Here is a 25,271-nt window from a genome sequence, read left to right on the forward strand (position 1 = left end):
TCTACAACAACACCAAGTCAATATTGAAGTGATATCAACCAGATTAACCGACGCAATGTTTTCAATGAACGTCTCAGTTTCAAAGGGATTATATAAAGAATTATCCCAACATGACGTTGCAATGTATCCACCAAATTACATATCTTTTGAGGATAGTCCGGGTAATAACCAGAATACATTACATTAGGTAGATCAGCTTTTGCTTGATAGTAGAGTCCTTAAATATCCTGAGTTATTCCTTCATCCACTTAGAATCCATACTCGCCTCTACAATTGTTAGATAGATAAAATGTAATACATATGTGTCATTACTCACCACTTAACTTTTGATCAAATTTGTAGTGACATTTTTCCTTAGTAGTACCATTAGTAGTACCAACTAAAAATAAATCAAATAAAGCAATATACAACAAGGCATTAATCGCCCGATTCAACTCCCGCCAGCCCACCAAACGTTTGGAAAAGGCCACCTTCGGGTGGCCTTTTTTGTATCCGCAACAAACTAAAATCAATAGCTTACCGTCTTTTTACGTCTACTGACGCCCGACCGCTTCTTTTATTTATGGGTACACCTAAAGGTACACTGCTCAGGTGTACTTATTTTGATGGACCAATCATGGCTAAAGTAACGACGAGATTGAGTGATAAAGAGATCAAATCAGCTAAACCTAAAGAAAAAGAATACATACTTTCTGATGGGGTCGGATTACGTCTAAGGGTGAAACCAAATGGCTCAAAGCTTTGGCTGCTAAACTATACACACCCCATCAAAAGAAAACGTACTAATCTAAGTCTTGGTAAATACCCAGACCTCTCCCTTGCTAACGCCCGCAAGACCTCACAGGAAGCAAAAGAACTACTCGCTCAAGGGATAGATCCTCAAGAAGAAAGGAAACGCCAGCAGCAAGAGCACAAAGCTATCCACCAGCACACGTTTGTCAATGTGTCTAAAGAGTGGTTTGAGATCAAAAAGGACGATGTAACCCCAGATTATGCCGTTGATATCTGGCGCTCTCTTGAGCTTCATATCTTCCCTGACCTATCCGACATTCCGGTTACAGAAATCACTGCTCCACAAATAATCGAGTTATTGAAACCAATCGAAGCGAAAGGTAGCCTAGAAACAGTCAACGCTTAGCTCAACGCTTAAATGAAGTGATGAACTTCGCTACGAACTGTGGTTTGATTCAGGCGAATCCTCTGACTGGAATCAAAGCCGCTTTCAAGAGATACACCAACCAAAACTCTGAACACATGATTGTTCAATCTTAATAACATGTCTCGACTAACTTTCTTATAGAACCTTGAAATCTCTATCCAGTCGCTTCCAATGGAGCTTTAATGCGGACTTGTGATCTTCTAACATTGGCAGTTCTTGCAATAAATTGGGCCATTGATTACGGGCTTTATCCATCACATCTAGCAGATGAGGCTTTATGGCAACCCAAGGAGATCCAGCTTTTTCAGACCATGTTTCAAAGTGCTTCATCGTGATATCAAACCATTTCTTGGTACCTGTCATCTTGAGTGCAAGATTATCATGATCTATGTATGGCACAGTGAATACCACATCATAAAGAGGCGATAAACGAGGAGAGTAAGTATCGCTGTAAATCAATGTCCAATTTTTCAGATGGGCATCACCATTACCCAACAAGATGTTAATGAGCAATCTTCTCGCCATTTGTTGAATATCTTTCAAGCGCTCAGAACTTGATTGATATAGCACACTTCCAAGCTGTTCATAATTTATTTTTTGATACTTGTCAGAGGGATACAACCCAAATACTTGGGCAAAATCTTCCGTATGAATACGCCCATTATCACTACGGTCAAACCGCTTAATACCATAAGCATATTGTTCATCGGGCAATCTAATGCTTGGTAACCCTTTTAGCTCATCTAACTCGATTAGCCGCACTTCTGGAACTTCAGCTCCGACTGCTTCAGCTAATTTCATGCACGTATATTCATTGACCGGAACACCTTTATGGACCGTTGATGGCGTCTTGATGATCCACATATCTTCAGATATTTCCTGATCGATGTGATAACGGCCATCAACATGAGATGAAGAGAATTTCATCTGCACACCAGCGAGTGAAAATTTGGTGTCAGCGTGTTTAACATTAATCTGCTGAGGTTCTGTTGATAGACGTTGTTCTAGCGCCCAAGTAGGTACGTCTCCAGCTTTTATCGGTTTGGCTAATAGTGCGCCCGGTAGGTTGGAACCCAAGTAGGCGAGGATTGAGAACTCATTGTTAACGTGACATTGAAGTGCTTTGGCTGTCAGATCTCTTAATATCCCTTCAGGTAGTAGGTTTGATAGAACAGGAGGGATCTTCTCGGTTCGGATTTGAGGTTTATTCAAATAGCTAGAATCCAGCAACTGCCTTAATGTAAAAACAGGCCGCGTCTCTGTTGGCATCGCAACAAAATCGGGATTAAAGGTCAGTATGTTTTTTCCACCAGCATAATGCGCGATGACTGCAACATCGATTCCATGCAATTGAATACTGATGCCTTCCACCTGCTCAATTTGCTTGCTCATGACTTACCCTCTGAACCAAACCAAAAATCTAGATCATCGGTGTCATCTTGCAGTCCCTCTTTGTTAAGGTTTGCTGAGGCTTCATGCACTGATACTGGAGGTGCTTTCCTATCTTTCGGAGTAATGGACAACTCTAAATCTAGCCCTTCTAAGACTCTGAGTAAGGTCGACAGCTTTACGTCACTGCCTGCTTCGATACGTTGATACTGTTGCTGCTTCATGCCAATTCGCATGTACATGTCTTTTTGCTCGATGCCCAGCTTTTTACGTCGCTCAATTAGCAGTTCTGCAATTTCATCGATATTTTTCATCATTAGCCTCAAAACAACATTAGAGTTGTACCAACCACATAAACAACACTTTAGTTGTAAATGAGATAATTAACAACCTTTAAGTTGTATTGATAATTGCTAACAACAGTTAAGTTGTTTTTCGCTTCACCTAATCATATTAGATTCTAGAGAGGCTACTAATTTTATGATGAAATCAGAGGTAACAATTACAAATGGGTACACCGCAAGGTACATCAACAAAAGTCAAACCAACACATACCCTTTCATTTCAATAACTTAAAGATTAAGATGAACTTACGCCAGCCTACCAAACGTTTGGAAAGGGCAGTAAGTCGTTGACTTACTGCCCTTTTTGTATTTAAAACATCAAATGTTTAGCTGTTTGTACTAAAAACTGGTACTAAACATGCGATATCTAAAAATTTCTAAATCTGGCAACTGGTACTTCCGATATCAGATATCAGCACAACACAGACGTCTGTTTGCCAATCGCTATGAACTGAAGCAATCGCTTCATACATCCAACAAACAATAAACCGTCATTAAGCCTCTGAAACTTAAGCTTAAGATCCGCACCTCTATTCAAACCAACACAGCGCTAATACACACGACAAAAGCCACGCAAACAGCCATTAGCGAACCTAAAGCTGTTACCCCTCCCACAACATCACCCAACCCGTTTAAGTGCCTTGAATAATACAGGGAGTCGAAGAAAGACCTTGTTAATCCTAAAACACTTAGTATGGCGTATGCTAAGTGCTATACGGTTCTAACACTGCTTAAAAAGAAAGGTATTAAAGAGATCCGCAGAATGGAGACAGAGGAAGCTCGCAGGTTGCTAGGGCAATACCCTGTTAATGCGAAGAAGTATAAGCAGTTTGACGGTCTTGAGGGACAACAACTAATCAAAGCCAATAAAAAGCATAAAATGCCGATACTCAGCCCTGAAAGTGTTAAGGATTATATCCAGAAGTGCTCATCATTCTTCGAGTGGTGTGGACATATCAAAGAAGCAGCCAAAGGCTGGCCTCTCTCCGTAACAGGAAGCCAGCAACTAAAAGTTTAAGTAACTGATAAGGTTCAAGTGAATGCTTTACCTTGTCACACTAATGATTGATTGATATGGATGCATCGGCATATTCGATATAACTTACACTCATTACCATTGATGAGAGAAAGTTATGGCTATTAACTTCAACCAAAAAGTACGTGGAACAAGGGTTTACCATAACGGGAAAGCCACTAGACCTCGCCAACTCGAAGAACCAGACAAAGTTGCTCACCAAGGAAGCTTTGAAAGTGACCGAGGGCGAATTCTCAATTCAGCAGCCATTCGAAGGCTTCAGCAGAAAACTCAAGTATTCCCTTTAGAGCGCAATGCTGCCGTTCGTAGCCGATTGACTCACTCCTTAGAAGTTCAACAAGTTGGTCGTTATATCACTCAGCTAATTTTCAATACGCTGCCGAAAGAAACACTTGAGCAATACAAACTTGCAGGCTTAGAACGCCAAATAGAGTCTATCGTCGAAATGTCATGTTTAATGCATGATGTGGGTAACCCACCATTTGGCCACTTTGGAGAGCAGGCTATAAATGACTGGTTTTCTCGACACATAGTCTCTCTAACAACCAATGAGGAAGGGCAACCAAGAATTGACTTACCAGCCCCCATCCACCGAGATCTTACAAATTTCGAAGGTAATGCACAGGCTATCCGCTTAGTTCACACTCTTCTAGGACTCAACCTCACCTATTCCCAAGTTTCAGGGGTATTTAAATATACTCGCCGAGGAGATCAAGCATCTCCGAAAAAACAGCCTGATAATGCTCAACTCAAGGACTATAACTACTTAATGAAAAAAGTTGGTTACTACCTAAGTGAGCACCGTTATGTTGAATCTTTAAAATCCGTATTATCCATGGGTTCCCATTGCCGATCTCCATTCTCATACATAATGGAAGCTGCTGATGATATTTCTTACGGTATAGCTGATATCGAAGATGCTGTAGAAAAGGGCATACTGACTATTGAGCAACTAAAAATTGCTCTTGATAAAGAATTCCAATTGCTCGCTAAACAATATGGATTAGCGGAGCAAAAAACGATGCAAGAAATAATCAACATCGCTTACGATAGTGCTTTGAGAGCAGATAACTGTGCGGATAGCCATTTTTTTGTGACTCTGCGCGTAGAAATAAATAAACGCTTACCACAGCATGCTTGCAAACAATTCATTGAAAATATCGAAAAGGTATTTCACGGCACATTTAATCGAGCACTAATTGAAGATGAAAGTGTCAATCACGCCCTTGTTAAAACACTAAAAAACGTTGCAATGAACTATGCCTTCTGTGATCCAGAGGTAGAACGAAGTGAGTTACAAGGGTATAGAATTATCACCGGATTATTAGAAGCCTATAAGCCTTTGCTGCTGCTGGATAAAAAGACCTTTACTAACATTCAAGACGCTCCATTATACGAGAGAAGACTCTATAAGAAGCTGCCGAACAAGCATCTAAAGGCTTATGAAATCGCAATGAAAACATTAGATGAGGAAAAAGATAAAAATCTGGAAATTCCATATCTACCCTACACTTTTAACGATGAGGTTTGGGAGTTTTACTTCCGTGTTCGTCTGATTCAGGATTATATCAGTGGTATGACCGATCAATATGCTTATGATGAATATCGCGCTCTGAATGTTCTCGAATAATTAGCCAAAATAAAGGAAAGATTTATCTTCCTTTCATTTTGATTACGATGAAACAACAGAACCGTCTTTTAAATACCGTCGCGATTAGATTATTACCGCTGGCAGCAACCTTGCTGCCAGCGGATGTTGCCACCCCCTAATCTGAATTAATTACCAAATTAAAGGATATTTCACTTTAGGCTTACATCTGAGAGAACATATTCATAATGATGCCACCAGAAATAATTAATCCCATAGAGAAAATAGCGGGCAAATCAGGTTTTTGTTTGTAAAGAATCATAGATACAATTGTGACCCCCACAATACCAAAACCACACCATAGAGAATAGGCAATCCCTACCGGAATATAGCCCATCGCCTTAGTTAAAGCGAAATAACAAATACAATAAGCAGAAATAACTAACACCGATGGCGCAGGGTTACGGAAGCCATTGGTTTTTTTGATCATTGAAGTGCCAGTAATTTCAGAACCAATTGAAAGTGCTAGCCATAAGAAACCGATATTAAACATTGTTGTATTCCTTATTATTATGATTGAGTTTGTGGTTTAGCATCTACAATAACGTCTTCTTCATCTTCAAGATCTTCACCCATCTTCGAGAAGAGATTCATGATGACGATACCACTGGCAATAACGCCCATTCCTATCATGGCAGGAATATCAGGCTGTTGCCCATAGAACAATACACCCATCGTCGAAACCAACAGGATGCCGGTGCCAGACCAGGTAGCATAAGCTAGACCAACAGGAAGATACTTAACGACTTTTGATAATGAGTAATAACAAATGATATAAAGCAAGACGATGCCAGCAAGCAGCATAGTTTTCGTCATACCTTCACTATTATCAAACATTTTCAATGTTGACGTCGCTGATGTTTCTGAGGCAATTACTAGAATTAGCCATAACCATTTTTTTAAATTATTCGACATAATTATTACTCCTAACTATTTCCGATCTTAATAAAAAATACATAAAGAATTTAGATGCACCAATTTTATCTTGATATATTAAAGGTTATTATTTCTGTGCTTTAAGGTACTCTACTGCCAAGTCAGTTAATTTTTCATTATTCGAAAAACTATCCCTACCACTATTAATTACATCATTTAATGTAATGTAACGAAGAGGTGACTCAATAATACCTCGCGGCTCAGATTCTGATATTGATTCCGCAGGGTTCAAATTACTTTCGATTTCATTCATAGTGCAAAGTTGAACTCCAGAAGAAACAATTTTATTGATGTTAGTTTGTAGCTGCTCGTTATAACCAGCATTTTTGTTTAACCCTAACACCTGATTAAGTTCACTTTTCGGGTTACAATTATAATCTAATGCCAGCACATTAATGTTTTTCATCAATGCGTAATTAATAACTTGTGCACCGTCCGTAGTAAATATTCCGTTAGCAACGTCTCCCATGGTTTCAAAATCTAAAAAAGGAATGAATAAGCTGTCAAATTTATCTAATGCCGCTGGAAGAGAATGTTCATCAAAGTTAACAATGTCTCCCAATTGACGCCATTTATCAACGTCATGCTGATTAACAGCATTTTCCGCAATCATGATAGAGAAAGAGAAGTTGTTGTAATGACACATACGGGTATATATCTCATCTTGATACCCTCCGGCATTGGTCAACACCAACAACACTTTCTTTTGCAGCCTTTTTAATATTTCGGCAACCAGCGTTTCCACGATATTTTCATTCATAACGCCATCCGGTTATCTTTTAGTCAGTAATGAATACACTGTCGTTGGATCTTAACCCTGCAGCGTTGGCCTCATCGGTATCAATATGGAACTCCAGAGCATAGGCTTCGTTCACACGAACAACCACTTCATCAAACACAAGCCCGCACTGACCTTCTGTTTTCACCCGCACTTTTTGCCCGTTTACGACATTCAACATCCTTGCATCAAGGCCATTCATATGGATGTGCCGTTGTGCACAAATCACCTGAGATTTAAGGTGAACATGGCCTGCGGGGCCAACCATTAGTGCATCAGCAGAATTACTCAGAGCGCCTGATTCACGAACAGGAGCTTTAATTCCCAGCGTATAGCAATCGGCTTTTGATACTTCCAGCTGGGTGGTTGGTCGAGCAGGCCCTAATACACGTACTTTTGAAATAGAACCTTTAGACCCAACAACCATTACGCACTCTTTAGCCGCGTATTGACCCGGTTGTTTAAGATCTTTAAACGGCGTTAACGTGTACCCCTGACCAAACAAGGCTTCAATATCTGCGGCCGACAGATGCACATGTCGATTAGAGACACCCGTTGGAATACCCATAGCTTGATTGGCTAAACAAACACCTGGTAGTTTCTCTTTGATTTTTACCAGTAAAGACTGATTTATCATTTCAGTAACCCTTATTTTCTCGGCTTATTGCTTGGTCTCTTTTTGCTTTTCACTGCTGTTTTTTTGGTTTCTTTCGTCACCTCTGCTGCTTTGAGAGCCCCTGCATTTATCGTCGGTTCTGGTTTCGCAACCTCAGTCACTTTAACTGCTGGTTCTGCTTTTTTAACTGGCTCTGCTATCTTAGGTACAGCAAGCGCTTTTACCTCAGCTTCGACTAGCTTGACCGGCTCGGTCTTTTTTAATGGCGTCGATATTGTTGGCTGTTTTTGGCTTGGTGCCTTTTTCGCCACAGAAGTCGGGATTATCTCTTCTGCGGTGACGGGCTGTTTTTTGCCACGAATACCAGCAAGCAGATTGACCACACTTTGATCAGGTCGGGCGATCACTAGCGATGCCAGTACATGCTCAGGCGGATGAACCGCCACAACACCACACTCTATCGCCGTTTTCACGGCACTGATCTCGCCGCTAAAACACACCGACACCAAACCTGAACCGATCTTCTTGTAGCTGGTAATGCTGACATCTGCCGCTTTACATGCCGTATCTGCCGCGCTAATCGCAGCAATAAGGCCACGTGTTTCGATCACTCCAAGACTCATGCTCATCGTTATCTCCTAATTAATGCCTAACCAGCCTGATATCGAAATCAAACTGAGTAAAGAAGGCGCTCAACTGGTTTAGCTCTTCGTCGCTGTAGCCAAGGTTTTGCGTGATGGGGTAAATCATGTCGAGCTTGTCATACTTCGTTTTGCCAAACTGGTGGTATGGCAACACATCGATACGCTGGATGTTGCCGCGCTTGGCGAGCTCCATGACATAGTTGAAAGCCCCGGTGATCGAATCGTAAGAATCGTTGTAGCCACGAATCAAAGGCATTCGAATCACAATATTGGCGCCGAGCTCCACTAACCGTTCAAGGTTACGCTTCACCCCTTCATTACCAATTCCGAATAACTGACGGTGTTGAACGGTATTTATTTGTTTGATATCAAATAAGAAAAGATCTGTGCAGGTCGCCAGTTTCTCGTAATTTTCAAGGCTGGTTGTCCCTTGCGTTTCAATCGCAGTATTGATCATCTGCTTTTTACATTCGGTCAGCAGTGCCGTTGCAAAGTCCGTCTGTAAGCTCAGCTCGCCGCCGCCCAGGGTCACACCACCGCCAGAAGACATGTAGAAGTCATAATCCTGCATAATGATTTCCATCAGCTCTGGTACCGTGACATCTTTACCCATCACATCCAGTGCATCTCCCATGCAAACTTCTTCACATTTACGACAACCAATACAGTCAACAGCCCTATTGATCTTGTGCACGGCATTGCCATCAGCGTCGGTACTCATCAGATGCACACCGGCAGGACACACTTGGGCACATTTACCGCACGCCACACACTTGTCGTGGCTGAACATCACTTGAAACTGACTGCTCAGCCCTTCTGGGTTGGCACACCAGTCACACCGAAGGTTGCACCCTTTGAAAAAAATCAACGTGCGGATCCCATCACCGTCATAGATGGAATATTTCTGGATATTAAAAATCCGCCCTTTGAGTTCTTTTTCCTTGCTCACTTCTGCTATCCCAGTCATTTTTTTCTCCTCACTTCGCTCACGCTTAGTGGCTTTAATTAGGGGCCTCTCGACCCCTTATTTCTGGGTTAGAATTTTTCTAGTACAGTACGGCTGATGATTTCATCCTGAACTTCTTTACAAAGCTCGACGAAATAGGCGCTGTAGCCTGCTACACGAACAATCAAATCACGGTATTTTTCTGGCTCTTTTTGGGCTTGCTTGAGCACTTCGTTATCAACGTAGCTAAATTGCATCTGAGCATTGCCAAGGATAGATGCGGTTCTTAGTAGCGTGACAAGGCCGTTTTTACCTTCCGGCGTATCTAATAAGCCTTTCAGGAACTTGAAGTTATGAACCATACCAATGTTCATGGTTTCAGAATTCATTTTGCTGACAGATTTGATGATGGCCGTCGGACCATGCTTGTCCGCACCTTGCGTCGGGCTGATACCATCAGACAGCGGCATCCACGCCAGACGACCGTTTGGAGTGGCCGCGGTAAGCTCACCGATTGGGGTGTTGTTAGAGATAGACAATGTGCCGTGGCTCAGTTTCGAGTAAAGCATGTCGTATTTACCACACTCTTTCTCTGTCCACTCAGTCACATCCAATGCGAACAGATCCGCATAATCGTCATCATTACCGTATTTAGGTGCATTCAGACAGTCACGGCGTAGCTCTTCATAGCCTTCGAAGTTTGCTCGAAGACCGTCGCGCATCTGCTCCAATGTGTATTTTTTGTCATCAAATACCAGTTTACGAACGGCAGCCATTGAATCTACGTAAGTAGCAAGACCAGAGAAGATCAAACCTGGGCCATAGTTCAGCACGGCACCACCCGCACTGACATCGAGACCTTGCTCCATACAACCTTCAATCATGATTGACATCAGCGGCTTAGGCGCAACATCGCGGTGTACCCGCTGGCTGATAACAGTACCGATAGCTGACATTTTTACGATGTGAGCGATCTGAATTTTCACTGCTTTATCAAAGTCTTCAAACGTTTTCATTGCACTTAGGTCACCGGTATCAATACCCTGAGTGCTATCAAACAAGCTCATGTGGCCACGGTTAAGCGCAAATTCAATGGCAATCGGCCATTGGGTGTAGCCCGTTGAAGTCCACTGGTAGATACGACCTGATTTTTGTGGCTCTACACAGCCCATCAAGCAGTAATCTCGCGCATCTTCGGCGCTAAATCCTTTACACAGCATCATTTTGATATGAGCATCATCAAAGTGACAGGCTGGGAAGCCCATACCGGCTTTCACCACATCAACAATCTTCTCCATATATTTTTGTGGCGATTGATTGTGAATACGGCAACCCAAGGTTGGCTGGTAGACTTTAACTGTACGTACCGCTTCCATAATCAGATAAGTCAGATCGTTGGTGGCATCGCCGCCCTTTCGTTTCTGGCCACCAATCGTTAAGTTGATAAATGGCTGGTAACCGGCAAAGTATTTCGCGCCATCTTTACTGGTCATCCACAATAATTCACTGCACTTGATAAGAAATGCCTGCATCATTTCCAGCGCCTGCGCTTCAGTCAGGCGGCCTGATTTAATGTCAGCTTCATACATTGGATAGACATATTGGTCTACACGACCTAGAGACAACCCGGTCTGGTTCTCTTCTACTTCAAATAATGTCTCGACCGTCCAAATACTTTGCAGTGCTTCTTGTAGCGTTTGCGGCGGGTTGGCCGGTACGTTTTCATTGGTTTCAGCAATGGTCAGAAGTTCGGCACGGCGAACAGGATCAGTTTCTTTTGCCGCTAAATCTCGCGCATGATCAGCAAGACGCTGGGCATAAGCCATAACCCCTTCACAGGTTTCAATCGCCGCTTTATAGAAATAAACTTTTTCTATTTCATCCGGGTTTGTCATATTAACGTTCGCAAGCCTTGCCTCTGCGTCCGCTTTGATACCGTTCATACCTTTGGTGAACAATAAAATGTCATATCCTGGGCAGGTATCACCACCGCCGTTGATCTGGTGATATGAAAGATCACTGACAAACGTCTCAGCACTGAACTCCCATAAACCCGCTTCGCGGTATTGCGCTTCACAAACTTCGTCTACCGAACGACCTTCCCAGAAAGGAACAATCTCTTCTCGGATGATTCTTTTATCTTCTTCCGAAATATTGTACGGGTCCTGATCGCGGGTGCTCATGGTGTCTAACTCTTCATGCACCCAGCGCCAGGCAATATCTGGTGAAAAAGAACCCGCACGAGGTTTACCACATGCATGACCGACGATAAGTTCATCATCTTGAATAAGCAGAGGTGCCGTTTCACATGCCGCTCGGAACGATTTGGCGCGTAAAATATTAGCTGGCAAGCCCGGGTTATTCTTGGCAATTTGTGTAGAAACTATTGCGCGGTGAATAGAAATGCTAGGACGGTGGCCCAGATAGTTGTCACGCAGGCGCTGCATTCTTGGGGTTAAGCCTTCCATCACTTTTCCTGTTTCAGCAGGTTGTGCTGGAGCAGCATATTGAGACTGGGCTTGCGCTGCACATTGACCTTTATACAAGCGAACCTGTAAGCCATTGTTCAATCTAGCTATGTTATGTCGTGCCGCCAGTAGCATTTCAGATAATTCGTTGCACGCAACTTCGCTGTCGTTGATGCTGCCACCGTGAAGTAGCCAATCAAACATCGGGTAGCCATCAATGTCTTTTGCGGCGCGAACTTCAGACAGTTCACACAGCTTCAGCCACAGGCATTCCACGATTTCATAAGCCTGTTCTGTGGTTAGCTTGCCCGAATTGATGTCTTGCTGGTAGAAGCCATACAACGCTTTATCAAAACCTGCCGGATTAACCGCAAAGCTGCCGTTTTCCAGGTGAAGCGCGAGCTGGAATAAATAGAAGCCCTGACAAGCTTCTTTAAAGCTTTCTGCCGGTTTTGCTGGCACTTTTTTGAAAGTTTCAGCAGATTCAAGCAATTCTGCTTTACGGTAAGGGTTACTTTCTACCGCGGCCTGTTTCTCCGCTTTGCGGGCGAATTGGCGAGCAAGATCCATCGCGCCATGACAGGCAAAGATCATCGCTTTACATTGGTTAACTTCATCCTGGCCATTTCTGCTGACAGCGCTACCGATGCTTTTAACACGATTTTGGATTTGCGCTTCAATAGCTAATAAACCGGTACTGATCACCGCCATATAGTCTGGGGAGACAACGCTGCCCTGGCTCAGGAAGTTAAACACTGATTCTGTTTTCAATTCGGCTTCTGTATGGAAAATCGCACTGCGCGGGCTAGACGACTGACTACCGATGATCAGCTCATCCTGGCCGATATACGTTGGCAGGTTGTTGACCAATTGATTAAATTGCTTGGCGCTTTTTACTACCTGGGGCATGCCTGCAATATCATCATCCATCGCCGCAATAATGTTTGCACGTTCAGTACTAATGGTGCTGTTTTTTGCTAACAATCTTTCCGCCAGCATTTTTACGCGTGGCGTCAGTGAATAATTGGCCATAATAAGCCTCTCCTGATATTCGTTTCACGTCTGTCTGGCCGTTCGCCGGATCAGCGTTTAATAATTCGGTTGTAACGCCTGATAAGTCAGGCGTTCTTTATCTTTCATCCGCCGCTATATTGAATGCGTCACACCGGCAAAGGCTTGTCGGTACAGTGTTTCCATTTGATGCGCGCGGGCTTCTCTCGGATTCGTAGGGGTGCAGCTGTCCCGTAAAGCCTGCTCAACTAAGTCGTTAATGCTATTTAAGAAATCCTGTTCGCTAATCCCAATATTTCGGATACCTGCGGGAATGTTCATTTCTTCTTTTAAGACGTTGATCGCCACAATCAGGCTGGTAACACCTTCACGTGTATTGCTGCTTGGCAAACCGATGAGTCTGGCAAGTTCGGCATATTTTTGGCCGGCGTCGGTGTTACAGCTACCATGCAAGTCGGCATTAAATGCCACAACATGAGAGAGCAACAGTGCATTTGCCCGCCCGTGCGGAATTCCAAACACCCCACCGAGTGCATGAGCCAGGCTGTGGGTTATTCCCAGCGAGGCATTGGTAAATGCCATGCCTGCGATACACGAAGCGTTATGCATTCTTTCCCTAGCTTCGAGGTTGTCGCCGTGGTGATAACAGTCAATCAGATGCTTGAAGACCAGCTTGACGGTTTTCTCTGCCAGGGCATCGGTAAAATCAGAGGCATTACGAGAAACATAAGCCTCAAGCGCGTGGCATAACACATCCATGCCGGTATCTGCGGTGATAGACGCTGGTACCGATTTCACCAGTTCAGGGTCAAGAATGGCGATATCGGGCAACATAAACTCATCGACAATAACCAATTTCTCTTTGCGGGCTTTGATTACAGAGAAAGAAGTCACCTCTGAACCCGTTCCGCTTGTCGTTGGAATAGCAACAAAGCAAGGTTTTGCGCGACCACTCTCTTTGCGGCAGTGCCACAGTGAGTAAATCACAGCCTTCGCTGCATCGATAACCGAACCGCCCCCTAAGGCAATAACAAGATCGGGATAGTTGTTATCCATCAATTTCATGCCTTTTACGATGGCAGAAATATCGGGATCGGACTCCACGTCATCATAAAGATGATAATCAATGTTATTGTTTTGCAGAATGGTGCAAACCTTCTCTGCAATGCCAAACTTCACCATCGCTTTATCTGTCACGATAAATGCACATCGGGCTTCTAGAGCACCGATGCTTTCAAGTGCGTTGGCGCCAAAGTGGATTTTTGGTTTGATCAGAAATTCACTCATTTTCTGTGTTTACTCCTTAACAGTCCTTATGGACCTTCTCCACAATGGCAACAATAGACATGGCCTTATAGCGTTCTTTGTGCAAAGCAAAATATTCTTCGACTAACACAAAGTCACCTCGGCCCGCACCTACGCTGTCTACCGCGACATAGGTTCGATCTTTAATTAATTCCTGATCGTCTCCAATTGCGGTCACCAAAAGTAAATTACAGCCTCTTAGCTCATCACTTTTTTGTGTCGCTTCCACATGTCCTGTTACCTTTGCGAGAATCATGGTTTATATCACCCAATATCAATGTGTTACTTAGTTAATCGACCAAGTACTTCTTTGATGATCTGTTCAACATTCTCTTCATTGATGTCGCTTTGAGGAGAAGTCGCCTCACCCGCACCAAAACGATCGTCGCCTTGAGGCATTGTCAGTTCACTCGTACCAAAGCGATTGTCGCCAGCGGCATACAAAGCCGTATCACTTTCGACGCGAGGAGCCACATGACCACCAGAGAAACGGGTGTCTTCAAAGATGCTGGTATTGCCGTAATTAGCCGAGGAAATTTCAGGCTGTTGGTTTACCGCTGATACCTCAGGTTGTTTCAGATCATGAATGCTGCGCACGCCATAACCCACCTTTCGAATATTGAGCAGATTTAGCGGCCCCACATTATCCGAGCTAGAACCGCCGCCGAGTGCACCGCAGCCCAGCGTTAAAGCAGGGATCAGGTTCGTTGTCGCCCCAATGCCACCTAAGGCTGCGGGGGTGTTGACCAACATGCGGAAAACGGGTTTTTCCAGCGCGAACTGTCTGATGACATCCTGATTTTTGGTATGGACAACCAGCGTATGACCACGCCCTTCATTGGTAAGAAGCGCCTCTACACGTTTGCAGGCACGCATCCAGTCGTCTTCAATGTACAAACCCAGTACCGGACACAGCTTTTCTCTGGCATAAGGGTTGTTGTGCGAGACACTGTCTTGTAATGAGATCAAAACACGGGTGTTTGACGGCACAGAAAATCCGGCACGTCCACTCAAGTAAATCGCTGTTTTACCAACAACTTCAGGATTGATCATGCCGTTAGGGCGCAGAAGAATGCTGGCGAGCTTATTCGACTCGTCATCATTCATAAAGTAAACGCCCTGCGCCAGCAGTTCGCGGTGCACCTCATCGTAAATACACTTCTCTACGATGATCGACTGCTCTGACGCACAAATAACACCATTATCAAACGTCTTGCTGGTAATAATGTCACTGACCGCTTGTTTGATATCCGCACTTCTTTCGATAAATGCCGGACCATTACCAGGGCCACCACTAATTGTCGGTGTACCGGAGCTGTATGCGGCTTTCACCATTGCCTCGCCGCCGGTAGCCAAAATCAGCGAGACGTCTTTGCTATGCATCAGCTCTCTTGTCGCTTGCAGCGTTAACAACGAGACACCATCCACAATCCCTGCCGGGGCGCCCGCTTCTTCGGCCGCTTTTTTCACTATCTCAATGGCTTTCTGGCTGCATTTCTTCGCATTAGGATGCGGCGAGAAAATAATGGCGTTGCCTGCCTTCAACGCAATCAGCGTCTTGTAAAAGATGGTGGATGTCGGGTTGGTTGAAGGCACCAGTGCGGTGATAACCCCCAAAGGCACACCGACTTCCATGACTTTGTTGATCTGGTCATCTTTAATGATGCCGACGGTTTTAAGGTCTTTGATGTACTCGTAAACTTTTGTCGAAGCAAAAACGTTTTTCAGCACTTTGTCCTGCCAGTTACCAAAGCCTGTTTCTTCGTTGGCTAATTTGGCAAGCTCTTCGGCATGACGGGATGCTTCAGTAGCAATATGTTTAATAATGCTATCTATTTTTTCCTGCGAGAATGTTGCGTAAACGGCCTGAGCTTGTTTGGCATTTTTAACAAGCTCACGGGCACATTGTACGGATTGCAAATCCTTGTCTAATGTGATCATTAGTCTTTCTCCGTTAAAGGAGTTGAGTGTTGGCGAGAATGAAGTTAGTAACTTCTTGTTTTAAAAACTAAAGCAATGAATTTATCGAAACTATGCCTGATGCTGAGAAGCAATTTTCTCAATATCATTATGTGGGCGGGCAATCACTCGAGATGACACCACAACACCAATTTTACTTGCAGCTTCAATACCGGATTCCACTGCGGCGTTCACTGCGCCTACATCCCCTTTAACCATCACAGTGACCAGCCCTGAACCGACATTTTCGTAGCCAATCAGCTCAATGTTCGCTGATTTGCACATAGCGTCTGCCGCCTCAATGCTAGGAACCAGACCTTGTGTTTCGATAAGACCAAGCGCATCTTTCATAGGTATATCCTTTTTATTCAGTCACTACGTACTGGGAAACGATTTTTTCAATATCGTTATGCGGACGTGCAATCACCTTAAAGGTCACCACTTCGCCTACTCGTTGTGCCGATTCAACACCAGAATCCACTGCCGCCTTAACCGCACCGACGTCGCCTTTCACCATCGCGGTCACCAGACCTGAACCGACATTTTCATAGCCAATCAATTCAACATTGGCCGCTTTGCACATAGCATCTGCTGCTTCAATACAAGCAACTAAACCTTTTGTTTCGATCAGTCCTAATGCGTCACGCATTTTTTCTTTACCCCTAAGCCAGTTATTTATGCTTTGTGTTTAATAACAATTTTGTTGATATCGTTGTGAGGACGAGCAATAACCAAGGAGGTCACCACTTCCCCGACACGCTGTGCGGACTCAACACCTGAATCCACCGCCGCTTTCACCGCGCCAACATCTCCCTTCACCATCGCCGTAACCAGACCGGAACCGACGTTTTCATAACCAATCAATTCAACATTGGCGGCTTTACACATGGCATCGGCAGCTTCAATACACGCGACCAGACCTTTTGTCTCGATTAAACCTAATGCATCACCCATTTTTGTTTTCTCCGTAAAGTAGGTTTTCTTATTTCATTTCCCGGCCGAATCACAATGACCGGAACGAGCCATCAGCGACGGTTAATAAAAACGCACTCAGGCTGTGGTGATGACTATATCCCCCCGGAAAAACCAAAAACAGATAAATCCAAAATATACAAAAAAATAGAGTTTTATATTGTCACGCACCATTAATCACACAGCTATTTATCCAAAAAAACTGTATCGTACGTAATTTTCAACATTCACCGCCTTGTGTAAATCGAACTTATAATGCTTAATTAATCGACAAGAAAGCATTGTTAATAAAATGAGTGGGGATTGAAAACGGCAGGTCAATGAACCAATGATGAGGATATTTTTTCTGTTATCTGAATCAACTTTGTCCAATAAGCAGACAAGCTGATATTGATGGAAAAATGGGTATATTTACGAAGTAACGCTATTGATTGATGCTATCTCGATAAGAGCAGCAAAGAAGGAAAGAAAAATGCGGGCCGTATTATTAGCTGAAACTGTTTTCTAGCTGAGATTATTCGTGGATACGGTTAATGAATCTAACTTGATGCTGGCAATAAGCATCAAGGGTAGGAGATCCGCCGGTATAACGAGCCGTCCCAAAGACATTTTTCAGCCATTGCAGAATAGCCAAAATTTGTGAATATATCACCGTTGTCCATTTTGATTAATGGAGAGTGATTATCAAGCGTCTGACACACTTCCAATAGAAGGGATTTTAAAGGCCTGAACGTCGGTATGGCGTAGTTCTGATAGATAAGCCCAACAAACCAAGTATTTTTAATCAAGGCCTTTTTATTATCACTGATTGGTTACGTCTTTATACCGGTTGGTACAGGGGGGATAGAACAAGCGCAACAGCTCGCCCTGATTAATGGTTAAATGAAATATTTAAAATAGCCCCATTGAATGCTAATGAATTGACGTTTAATTAATACTGCTGCCACTCTTCAGGGCACAAATAAATAATGGTGAGCTAAGAGAACTTAACAATACGGTTTTCTCATTCATTTTCTTAGCCTTCAGCAATAAATCATCATGGCTGTCGGACATTTCGCGCATAAAATAAGCAAAAATAACATCCGGTGACTCATCAATGGATGATTTCTTGGCTACCCAGTTATTGATTTGGTAATAGCGATCCGTGGGGGATACACGCTGGCTGGTATAATTAAATTTCACGTATCTCTGCAAATAAAGCCACCCTGCTTTTGAGTCTGAATACCCTTCGACCACAATCGAGCCTTTTCCCTTTTCGCCAAAACGGAAGTGAATATTGACATTGACCGATTCGGTCACTGTATCTTCAAAGTGCATAATAGCTTTAGTCGAACAGCTCATTTCGCCACTGCGCGAAGGCAACTTCTGCAACGCCAGAGGAAATAAAGAAAAAATGAGTGCAATAAGGGCGATGAAAAAGAAGAGTTTTCCACTTTTTTTTATCTGCATCACTTACTTCCACGAATAGTAAAAATAGTTGTCACAATAACTAAACGGGTTGTCTTCGTTTTCCGCGCAATGCGCCAAAAAAGTTCGCCCCAGTCCATTTGTTTGTAGTTTGTCGCCATAATAGAATAAAAATCTTTCTTCTTTGCCACAATCGAGCGCGAGCTTTCCTTTCACTGCGTCAAAACTTTTTCCATAACTATCCTTTACTGCTGCGTTGATCATCGCTTCTGTGGATAACAGTTCACACTGGCTATGTTCCACTGGAGTAAGCGTCATCATCTGCAGTGGACGTTCAGAAAATATCGACACCCAAAATACTGCGAATGCCAACATAAAAATAACCACACTTGCATAACCCCAATATTTGTCACCACTATCGTCGGCAACCAGGCTTATATCGGTATATTCCGGCACCGACTGTTCATTTTCATGGCTTGATTTACTGACGGCTTGTTGCTGAAAGATAGGGTGGAGCATATTGTCATCAACCACCTCAATTTTTAGTTCAGGGTTGATCTCCAGCCGAGCTTTAGGAATGGTGACTATAATATTCTCAATCCCATAACTACGAAATGCCTTACGCAATAAACAAATGTACTGGTTAAGGTTACTATTTGATGACACTAATCCATTATCGTCCCATACTTTTTTCATCACATCATCCCGCGACATTATCCCCGGATTCTGAATCAGGACATAGAGCAGAGCGTTAGCAGTGATCGAAAGTTTGGTATCGGATTTGCCAGTATCATCTAATTTCAACGAGCCATCGGTGGCATCGTAATTAAGAAAGGCATTGATTTTATACTTCATTCTTGTCCCATAACATTACCCACTGAGGGAATGCTTTTGTCTCGTCCTCCCTGGGTCATCTCTGCCAGTCTGTTTACCAGATCCTTCCGCTCTGTTTGAGAAAGCGTTGGTCCCTCAGTCAGTTCCGAGAGCCACAAGCCGTCTGCGGCATAACGCACTAAATTACCAACGTAGCTGCGATCTAATTCGTCAGCTTGCGCCAAATGACCCAACATCCAGTCACGCCAGCATTTACGCAACACCATCTCATTCGGCATCGCTAATGAGAGCAGAGCCAATTGGCGGCTTTCATCTGTCTCTCCAATATCGGCAAGATACATCAGATAAGCCCTGCTAAAACGCCCTTCTGGATTAGGATCCGCTTCCATCAGCGCCATTATTCTTTCCTCCATATGCGCCAATAAGCGAGAAAATAAAGCGTGGATCAACTCTTGTTTCCCATGAAAATGGTGCAACAATCCCCCTTTACTGACACCAGCCTGGCGCGCCACTGCATTGAGCGACAGAGAAGCAATGCCATCCCTTGCCGCAATTAAACTCGCAGCTTCCAGAAGTTGTTCCTGTACCCGTTCTGGGTCTTTTTTTCGGTGGTAATTGTTATTCATGGCGAGATCATACCGTCCAGTCGGTATGATTAATTTTGATCTAAATCAATTCAGGTATGGCTGTAACAAGACCAAATGGCGGATATGTTCGCTGGGTCACACATGATTTTTTCGACGACGGCTAATTAGCAGGATAATTCACTACATAATACAATTTTAAAGACTCAAAGCTACTAAATTTAAAGCATTTACGCGACACTTTTAAGCATATTATATGCAACACCCATTCCCCTTAAGCATACTACTCAATAGCCAACCCCATGGCATCTTTACTGGCCAAACGAAGTCAAGCACAACTAAGGCCGATATTTCTTTGAATACTTCTCTGCCAACGCTTGAGCTTCAGTGAGTCCCTTTTTATCTAGATTAGCTGCCGCCAACTCACGATCTTTAAATGCATCTTGATATCCACTTGCCGCTGATACAGAAAACCATGCATAAGCTTGCTGGTAATCCTGCGAAATACCATCTCCGTTACCATACATGACGCCAAGGTTGTACTGGGCGTTTGCTTTGCCTCTCTCAGCAGCCTTGCGGAACCAATAAGCAGCCTGCTGGTAATCCTGTGGGATACCTTGGCCGTTGTTGTACATGATGCCAAGATTGTACTGGGCATTTGCGTTCCCCTGCTGTGCGGCTTTTTGGAACCAATAGACAGCCTGCTGGTAATCTTGTGGGACTCCTTTATCTAAGACATACATAGATCCTAGGAAGTTCTGAGCTAGTGCATCCCCCTGCTCTGCTGCTTTGCGATACCAATGAGCCGCCTGCTGGTAGTCCTGCGCGACGCCATCTCCGTGTTTATACATAGAGCCAAGGGAGAGCTGGACAAATGCATCCCCCTGCTCCGCAGCTTTGCGGAACCAATAAACCGCCTTTTCAAGATCCTGGGGAATACCGTCACCATGTCGATACATGGATCCAAGAGTGAGCTGAGCATTCATATATCCCTGCTCAGCAGATTGACGGAACCAAGAAACAGCCTGCAGGTGATCTTGCTTGACACCATGCCCATGTCGATACATCGAGCCAAGGCTGAACTGCGCATGCATATACCCTTGATCTGCAGCCTTTCGGAACCAGTAAACGGCCTTGTTGTGATCTTGGGAGACACCTTGGCCATATTTATACATAATGCCAAAGCGATGCTGAGCCTTTGCACTACCCTGCTCTGCCGCTTTACGAAAATGCGCCAGTGCATCGGTGTAATTACCTTGTTGACCGTTTTGTTCACTAATATCTACGTCATTATCAGCCCAAGCCAACCCGCTGCAGGCAAACCAACAAGTGAGAAGGCAAGCCAAAATAACCTTTCGCATCTCTTAATCAACCTGATGAATATTAACGTATGTAATTAGTATTAGCTTATACCCTTCGAATAGAAAATTATTTATGACCCACTAAGCGGAGGGATCCTGCCATAGACGCAATAACTCAGGCATTGCTGATGCGTGCAAAACACCCAAACATGCCATTTTAATACTAAACGTTACAGTTGAATTTCTGATATTCAGCTCAGATTCAATATTCACACGTTATGCTTCTAACCATCAGCTTGATGCTGAACCACTGCTAATTATTTTGTGTATTTTTCTTTTGCTGAGCATTTTGCTCAGCTTTTTTTTACCTTGAAATAATTAACTGTTTGTTAATCCTCTCTATCAGCGCAAGCACCAATGTGATTGAACGCGATTGACAAAAAACATTCTGGCCTAAAGGGTGCTAAGATCGACTCTAGTGCTAAGCGAGGCGTACTAGCTGGATCATGGAGCGGCAAAGATGACTTTCGGACTAAAGGCGGCGGGCTGTGATAAGTGGTTGGTATGGAGCGGATGGGTGATATTGGCTGCCGCGCTTCTGGTAATCCCCCCTTTGGCGGGTGCCTTCCTTACCGGAAAACCTCTGGCACAATACCTGAACTTTATGCCCTCGACCCTCTATGTACAGCATCCCCCCTTTTCTTGGCCGATATTTATACTACTGACTTTATTGATCTTTACCTGTGTCATGCCTTTTCTGTATCGCCTGTTCCGGGTACAGGGCCCCCCAGTCAAGTCCGTTGCCAAACATGCACCGTTTCCTTGGTGGGGGTGGTTGGGGATAGCGATGCTCCTCTTCAGTTGGGCACTGGCCTGGGCTAGCGTTGACGAACCAAACGAGTGGCAGCGATATACTTTCACGCCCCTCTGGCTCGGATACATCCTGCTGATGAACGGTCTGAGCGTAAAGCGTAAAGGCCGCTGCTTAATGCTGTCTCAGCCGGGAAAGTTCCTGCTGCTATTTGCCGTCAGTGCGCTGTTTTGGTGGTTCTTCGAATATCTCAACCAATTTGTACATAACTGGTATTACGTGGGATTGGGGGATATTTCTCCGTTGAGCCGCATACTCTCCGCCAGCCTGGCTTTTTCAACCGTACTTCCCGCCGTACTGAGTACAACGTATTGGCTGGCGACTTTCAGCCGCATGCAGCATGCTTATACCAATCATTGGACATTTAAAATTTCCTATCCTCGTGTACTCGCGGTAATAGGGTTGATAGCGTCGACCTTATCTCTGTTCGCCTTGGGGGGATGGCCTGATTATTTCTACCCGCTCATTTGGCTATCTCCACTGATTGTACTGCTGTCATTACAAGTATTGGCTGGATATCGAACGGTATTTTCATCAGTGCAATATGGGGATTGGCGTCCTGTCTGTCTGCCGATACTGGCCGGTCTACAGTGTGGTTTTTGTTGGGAGTTGTGGAACTATGGAAGTACCGCACACTGGCAGTACAGTATTCCCTATGTAAACCGTTTCTATCTGTTTGAGATGCCCTTACTGGGATATGCAGGCTATTTCTCATTTGGGCTGGAGTGTATCCTGATAGCTTCGCTACTGGGGGTGGAATCACACGCCGATCTCCCCCAAAATTGATTAAATCATTCTTCGGTGCCCAGCCGTCTGCGCATCCCCTTGCAGCAAACATCCCCTCCCGGCATATTACTGGTATTTCTTCCATTTGATTGGCTTTGGTTAATACGATATGCAAAAACAATGACCAGCCTTTTTTATCTTTCAACCCGCTAGTTATTTGGTTTTAAGCAGGCATTAGCTAGCAACCAAAACCTAAAGGTCAGCAAGTAAAGATACTCTTGATCGCTTTAATCCCTACTAAAGGCCTCCTAGATGCGAATCATCTCCGCCACAGGCAATTCATCGCTTAAAACACGGAACATACAGTACGAAACACTGCAAAGTGAGATTCAACCAGTCGATTTATTGATAGGCCGTTTTTCGATAAAGGCAGCAATAACCCCGGATTCCCCGCTTCTTTCCCTCTAATTTTGTACGACTCTTAAGCTACCTTATTTCCACCCTGTTATTTCGTCACGCGAAATTTGTACCTTTTTTTACCCATAAGTCTTTTTGGGCATATTCCTTTAACGAAATCAATCCCACTTTTTATACCCCATAGATTCCTTCAATGCCGTTATCAGTAAAATAGAATATGACTTTTAAGAATGCCTTTTGCATTCATTTTACTGTGAGCAGGACGCTAATATTATGGAATATTTAGAGAGAATTAAGCGGTTAGCTAAAATTCAAGGCATCAGCCAAAAGCAACTCGGTGAAGCATTAGAGCTTCAACAAGGCACAATGAGCCGTAAGTTGTCGGGAAAGTACGGTATTGAGGTGCGTGAGCTTGAAAAAATAGCTGACACCCTGAATACGTCTATCAGTTATATCCTGACGGGCCAGATTGATACTGGAACACAGGCAACCACAACGATCACCAACGAATCGACACAAGGTACAACCTGTACCTATATTCCGATTATTCATCGCAAAGACTTCATTTCATACCGCGAAGGGGGATCTGTTGACGTTGTTAGCAAACGCGCTATTCCTCAACACCTTAAGCGTGATGAGTGCCTTGGTTTGTTCGTGGATAATGAAAATATTGCCCAATGTGCCCCTGTGGGTAGCTATGCCCTGGCAACCAAAACGGCAGCTTATAGCCCCAAGCAACCGGTTTTTGCCTCTGTTCGAGGCAGTGAACCTGATTTTTACCACATGACCCAATTAGCTGACGGTGTCGTTTTCTCAACGTCACAGCCTGATTTTCCGAATCTGTTTGTGAACAATGATGAGTACCAGATCCACGGTTACATTATTCAGTCTGACTGGGCATATAATCGATAACTATCCAGCTTAGGCCATGCCGAGCGTGACTTAAGGCTGTAACTCCGTAAAATAGCTGAGGTTAAATGATGAATTGGTATCTATATGTCGACTATTATCGTTGCCTCAGCGAATCCAGCCAAAATATCTGCCGTCGCTGATGCTTTTTGTGAAGCGTTTCCTGAGCAGTCTTTCTCTATCGAAGGGATAAGTGTCTCAAGTGAAGTAAGAGATCAGCCGCTATCTGCCGATGAAACGTTGCGAGGTGCTCGTAACCGGGTTAAGAATGCTCGTCAAATACGCCCGGAAGCTGACTACTATGTCGGGCTGGAAGCGGGTATAGATGGGCACTATACCTTCGCCTGGATGGTAATTGAAAATGGAAATCAACGCGGTGAGGCTCGCTCTGCTTCGCTTCCTTTACCTGCGCAGGCATTGGAAAAAATACAACAAGGTATTGAATTGGGTGATGTGATGGACGAAATGTTCAATCAACAGAACATCAAGCAAAAAGGCGGGGCCATTGCAATGCTAACCAATAATATACTCAGCCGCAGTTCTGTCTATCAGCAGGCATTGATCCTAGCTCTGATCCCTTTCATGAATCAGACGCTATTTCCAGCCAGTAAGAGCTAGCTTCTCCAACAGAAGCCCCAAACAGGCCGTGATTCAGCTACCGGTTGGCAATTATTGCTGCTTTTTCAGCAACTCAGCCAACCAAGCTTTTGTTTCGTCATCGTGATGCTTTAACTCATTTGAACCACGGGTGATAGTCGCGACGCCAACGCCAAGCAACTCACTGATTTTACGTTGGCTGCGTTGCCCGTTTAGCAGTTCGTGAAGAATATTTACTCGTCCCAGCAGGGTATCCTTCTCATCGGGAGTCAGTAGGAACTTTAACAAGACATCATCTTTTTGCTCACTTGCAGCCTGACGCAATAAATCGACGACCTGTTGCCAGTCAGTAAAATCAGGCATTTCTGGAGTTGTGGACATTTAAACCTCATTACAGCATTTTGAATCTGATAA

General features: G+C 44.0%; 25 protein-coding genes and 1 pseudogene. 6 read left to right on the forward strand and 20 right to left on the reverse strand.

The features are described 5' to 3' along the window. Positions 1-616 precede the first annotated feature (616 nt). A pseudogene (locus C9I89_RS18820) lies at positions 617-1,245 on the forward strand (integrase arm-type DNA-binding domain-containing protein); the annotation flags it as partial. A 49-nt stretch (positions 1,246-1,294) separates the two neighbouring features. Here the strand turns inward: C9I89_RS18820 and C9I89_RS18825 are convergent. Both C9I89_RS18825 and C9I89_RS18830 read right to left on the reverse strand, forming a co-directional pair. Then, on the reverse strand, positions 1,295-2,551 hold the full coding sequence (locus tag C9I89_RS18825) for a type II toxin-antitoxin system HipA family toxin (RefSeq protein ID WP_107284861.1): 1,257 nt from the start codon (positions 2,549-2,551) through the stop codon (positions 1,295-1,297). Then, complete coding sequence (locus C9I89_RS18830) at positions 2,548-2,865, reverse strand: helix-turn-helix domain-containing protein (protein ID WP_245905526.1); 318 nt, start codon at positions 2,863-2,865, stop codon at positions 2,548-2,550. The genes C9I89_RS18825 and C9I89_RS18830 overlap by 4 nt, the downstream gene beginning before the upstream one ends. Positions 2,866-3,655: 790 nt before the next feature. Between C9I89_RS18830 and C9I89_RS18835 the strand changes: the two genes are divergently transcribed. After that, complete coding sequence (locus C9I89_RS18835) at positions 3,656-3,910, forward strand: hypothetical protein (RefSeq protein ID WP_146155084.1); 255 nt, start codon at positions 3,656-3,658, stop codon at positions 3,908-3,910. A gap of 115 nt (positions 3,911-4,025) precedes the next feature. Then, positions 4,026-5,558, forward strand: coding sequence for a dGTPase (dgt, locus tag C9I89_RS18840; protein ID WP_107284864.1), 1,533 nt, complete (start codon positions 4,026-4,028; stop codon positions 5,556-5,558). Positions 5,559-5,739: 181 nt separating this feature from the next. Here dgt and C9I89_RS18845 read toward each other — a convergent pair whose 3' ends face one another. The 17 genes from C9I89_RS18845 to C9I89_RS18925 form a co-directional block, all read right to left on the reverse strand. Further along, positions 5,740-6,069, reverse strand: a complete 330-nt coding sequence (locus C9I89_RS18845) for a DMT family transporter (RefSeq protein ID WP_107284865.1) — start codon at positions 6,067-6,069, stop codon at positions 5,740-5,742. 17 nt (positions 6,070-6,086) lie between these two features. Continuing rightward, positions 6,087-6,491, reverse strand: coding sequence for a DMT family transporter (locus C9I89_RS18850; RefSeq protein WP_107284866.1), 405 nt, complete (start codon positions 6,489-6,491; stop codon positions 6,087-6,089). Positions 6,492-6,579: 88 nt separating this feature from the next. Continuing rightward, positions 6,580-7,272, reverse strand: a complete 693-nt coding sequence (locus tag C9I89_RS18855) for a hypothetical protein (RefSeq protein WP_107284867.1) — start codon at positions 7,270-7,272, stop codon at positions 6,580-6,582. A 19-nt stretch (positions 7,273-7,291) separates the two neighbouring features. Continuing rightward, a complete protein-coding gene (locus C9I89_RS18860) occupies positions 7,292-7,927 on the reverse strand; it encodes a phosphate propanoyltransferase (protein WP_107284868.1) in 636 nt (211 codons plus the stop codon). Positions 7,928-7,938: 11 nt separating this feature from the next. Beyond that, positions 7,939-8,535: a BMC domain-containing protein gene (locus C9I89_RS18865; RefSeq protein WP_211315279.1), complete on the reverse strand. Its 597-nt coding sequence runs from the start codon at positions 8,533-8,535 to the stop codon at positions 7,939-7,941. 13 nt (positions 8,536-8,548) lie between these two features. After that, a complete protein-coding gene (cutD, locus tag C9I89_RS18870) occupies positions 8,549-9,517 on the reverse strand; it encodes a choline TMA-lyase-activating enzyme (RefSeq protein WP_107284869.1) in 969 nt (322 codons plus the stop codon). Between the two features lie 68 nt (positions 9,518-9,585). Continuing rightward, positions 9,586-12,996 carry a choline trimethylamine-lyase gene (gene cutC, locus C9I89_RS18875; protein WP_107284870.1) on the reverse strand — a complete coding sequence of 1,137 codons (3,411 nt, stop codon included), beginning with the start codon at positions 12,994-12,996 and terminating at the stop codon, positions 9,586-9,588. A 114-nt stretch (positions 12,997-13,110) separates the two neighbouring features. Beyond that, complete coding sequence (locus tag C9I89_RS18880) at positions 13,111-14,262, reverse strand: 1-propanol dehydrogenase PduQ (RefSeq protein ID WP_107284871.1); 1,152 nt, start codon at positions 14,260-14,262, stop codon at positions 13,111-13,113. Positions 14,263-14,278: 16 nt separating this feature from the next. Next, positions 14,279-14,536, reverse strand: a complete 258-nt coding sequence (locus C9I89_RS18885) for a EutN/CcmL family microcompartment protein (RefSeq protein WP_107284872.1) — start codon at positions 14,534-14,536, stop codon at positions 14,279-14,281. A 26-nt stretch (positions 14,537-14,562) separates the two neighbouring features. Then, the gene (locus C9I89_RS18890) at positions 14,563-16,221 is read right to left on the reverse strand and encodes an acetaldehyde dehydrogenase (acetylating) (RefSeq protein WP_107284873.1); all 1,659 of its coding nucleotides are present in this window, start codon (positions 16,219-16,221) and stop codon (positions 14,563-14,565) included. Positions 16,222-16,311: 90 nt separating this feature from the next. Next, positions 16,312-16,590, reverse strand: a complete 279-nt coding sequence (locus C9I89_RS18895; protein WP_107284874.1) for a BMC domain-containing protein — start codon at positions 16,588-16,590, stop codon at positions 16,312-16,314. Between the two features lie 13 nt (positions 16,591-16,603). Beyond that, on the reverse strand, positions 16,604-16,888 hold the full coding sequence (locus C9I89_RS18900) for a BMC domain-containing protein (protein ID WP_107284875.1): 285 nt from the start codon (positions 16,886-16,888) through the stop codon (positions 16,604-16,606). Between the two features lie 26 nt (positions 16,889-16,914). Then, complete coding sequence (locus C9I89_RS18905; protein WP_004249182.1) at positions 16,915-17,193, reverse strand: BMC domain-containing protein; 279 nt, start codon at positions 17,191-17,193, stop codon at positions 16,915-16,917. 945 nt (positions 17,194-18,138) lie between these two features. Continuing rightward, the gene (locus C9I89_RS18910; RefSeq protein ID WP_211315280.1) at positions 18,139-18,660 is read right to left on the reverse strand and encodes a FidL-like protein; all 522 of its coding nucleotides are present in this window, start codon (positions 18,658-18,660) and stop codon (positions 18,139-18,141) included. A 3-nt stretch (positions 18,661-18,663) separates the two neighbouring features. Further along, entirely contained in the window at positions 18,664-19,473 is an 810-nt protein-coding gene (locus tag C9I89_RS18915) for a winged helix-turn-helix domain-containing protein (RefSeq protein ID WP_107284876.1), read from the reverse strand. Further along, a complete protein-coding gene (locus tag C9I89_RS18920) occupies positions 19,470-20,078 on the reverse strand; it encodes a TetR/AcrR family transcriptional regulator (protein ID WP_107284877.1) in 609 nt (202 codons plus the stop codon). Before C9I89_RS18920 ends, C9I89_RS18915 begins: the two co-directional genes overlap by 4 nt. A gap of 296 nt (positions 20,079-20,374) precedes the next feature. Beyond that, positions 20,375-21,397, reverse strand: a complete 1,023-nt coding sequence (locus C9I89_RS18925; protein WP_107284878.1) for a tetratricopeptide repeat protein — start codon at positions 21,395-21,397, stop codon at positions 20,375-20,377. Between the two features lie 460 nt (positions 21,398-21,857). Here C9I89_RS18925 and C9I89_RS18930 point away from each other — a divergent pair, with 460 nt between their 5' ends. The 3 genes from C9I89_RS18930 (at position 21,858) to yjjX (ending at position 24,878) form a co-directional block, all read left to right on the forward strand. Beyond that, positions 21,858-22,994, forward strand: coding sequence for a hypothetical protein (locus C9I89_RS18930; protein WP_107284879.1), 1,137 nt, complete (start codon positions 21,858-21,860; stop codon positions 22,992-22,994). Between the two features lie 630 nt (positions 22,995-23,624). Then, a complete protein-coding gene (locus C9I89_RS18935; protein ID WP_107284880.1) occupies positions 23,625-24,263 on the forward strand; it encodes a helix-turn-helix domain-containing protein in 639 nt (212 codons plus the stop codon). A gap of 84 nt (positions 24,264-24,347) precedes the next feature. Beyond that, entirely contained in the window at positions 24,348-24,878 is a 531-nt protein-coding gene (gene yjjX, locus C9I89_RS18940; RefSeq protein ID WP_107284881.1) for an inosine/xanthosine triphosphatase, read from the forward strand. A 51-nt stretch (positions 24,879-24,929) separates the two neighbouring features. Here yjjX and trpR read toward each other — a convergent pair whose 3' ends face one another. After that, positions 24,930-25,238, reverse strand: coding sequence for a trp operon repressor (gene trpR / locus C9I89_RS18945; protein WP_107284882.1), 309 nt, complete (start codon positions 25,236-25,238; stop codon positions 24,930-24,932). Between the last annotated feature and the right edge of the window lie 33 nt (positions 25,239-25,271).

Source organism: Photobacterium lipolyticum (assembly GCF_003026475.1).
Classification (GTDB): Bacteria; Pseudomonadota; Gammaproteobacteria; order Enterobacterales; family Vibrionaceae; genus Photobacterium; species Photobacterium lipolyticum.